This is a genomic window from Catenibacterium sp., from assembly GCF_052354645.1.
GTDB lineage: Bacteria > Bacillota_I > Bacilli_A > Erysipelotrichales > Coprobacillaceae > Catenibacterium > Catenibacterium mitsuoka_A.
This window is the reverse complement of the sequence record NZ_DAWDDM010000358.1, coordinates 1-1683: the sequence shown is the minus strand read 5'-3', so window position 1 is coordinate 1683 and position 1683 is coordinate 1. Positions and strand designations below refer to the sequence as shown.

Below are 1683 nucleotides of genomic sequence, written 5' to 3'. Positions count from 1 at the left end.
TTTCTTCCACCTGTAGTGACAGGACCTATTATCATATGCATTGGTCTTTCACTTGCCGGCTCAGCTATCAATAATGCTTCAACAAACTGGGTTCTTGCAATTATTGCACTTGGAGTTATAATTATTTTCAATATTTGGGGAAAGGGCTTATTTAAGATCATTCCTATTCTAATGGGAGTAATTATTTCCTATGTTGTGGCTCTTATTATGAATACTGCTGGAATTACTAATCCTGATGGTTCCGCAATTCTTGATTTTACATCAATTGCATCATCTGCGTGGGTCGGAATACCTAAATTTCAGTTCATGAAGTTTGATATTACGTCCATTCTTGTTATGGCGCCTATCGCTGTTGCGACTATGATGGAGCATATTGGCGACATGTCTGCTATTTCTGCTACAGTAGAGCAGAACTTTATTGCTGATCCGGGTCTTCATAGGACACTTATAGGTGATGGAATTGCAACTGCATTCGCAGGAGCTATCGGAGGACCGGCTAATACAACATATGGTGAGAATACTGGAGTGCTTGAGCTGTCTAAGGTATATGATCCGAGAGTTATCCGTATTGCGGCTGTTTTTGCTATTGCACTTTCGTTTATTCCAAAGTTTTCGGCTGTAATATCTACTATGCCATCAGCGATTATTGGTGGAGTTTCATTTATGCTTTATGGAATGATTTCAGCAATAGGAGTTAGAAATGTTGTTGAAAACAAGGTAGATCTGACTAAATCAAGAAATCTGATTATTGCAGGTGTTATTTTTGTATGTGGTCTTGGCTTTGGAAATGGACTGACATTTACTGTAGCAGGAACATCAATTACACTGACAGCTTTGGCAATTGCAGCTATCGCTGGAATTTTCTTAAATGCTATTCTGCCGGGAAATGATTACGAGTTTGGAAAGAATCCTGATGGAGATGCAAGCAGGGGTGTGTATATGATGAACACTGACAATGATGAGGAAGAGGAATCATAGAAGTTAATTTGTATTTAGACTGATTTGTTAGTTGTAACAGTAAATAATTTAACAAACATTAAAAAGATATTAATAATATTTTACTTGATAAAGTTATATATATTCTCTACAATAAACTGGTATGGTGTATTTTCATAATTCACTTTACCAGTTTTTTTTTAGGGGATTAGATTTAATGGACAGAAAAAAGATATTTTGGGCGATAGCTTCTGTTTTTATAGCTATCTTAAGCATATGGACCGTTGTCTCACAGAGCAAGCATTTTTCGTTTGAAATTCTTATGAGTTTTATCAGAAATGCAAATAAAGGCTGGCTTTTTATGAGTTTTGTTTGTACGTTTGGGTTTATTTGGTTTGAAGGCTTTGCTCTGGTACGCATGGCAAGACACTTTGGGTATAAAACCAGCGCGATTGATGGTACTGTGTATGGTGGAGCCGATGTGTATTTTTCGGCTATTACACCATCGGCATCGGGAGGACAGCCAGCCAGTGCGTATTTCATGATAAGGGATGGCATACCGGGCTATGCTGCTACAGTGGCCCTGCTGATTAATCTTGTTATGTATACACTTTCACTTTTAACAATTGGCTTACTATGCATGATTTTTAAGTATCCATTGCTGAAAAATTTCTCAGGTATTTCGCGGATATTTATATGTTTGGGGATTGTGGTGCTGATTTTTCTGGCTCTTGTATTTTATATGCT

General features: G+C 37.4%; 2 protein-coding genes. Both read left to right on the top strand.

What is annotated here, in order from left to right:
- Positions 1-978: uracil-xanthine permease family protein (locus tag ACT8VG_RS10965; RefSeq protein WP_444195900.1), on the top strand; the 978-nt coding region annotated here is incomplete at its 5' end.
- Positions 979-1153: 175 nt separating this feature from the next.
- Positions 1154-1683: lysylphosphatidylglycerol synthase transmembrane domain-containing protein (locus ACT8VG_RS10960; protein WP_444195899.1), on the top strand; the 530-nt coding region annotated here is incomplete at its 3' end.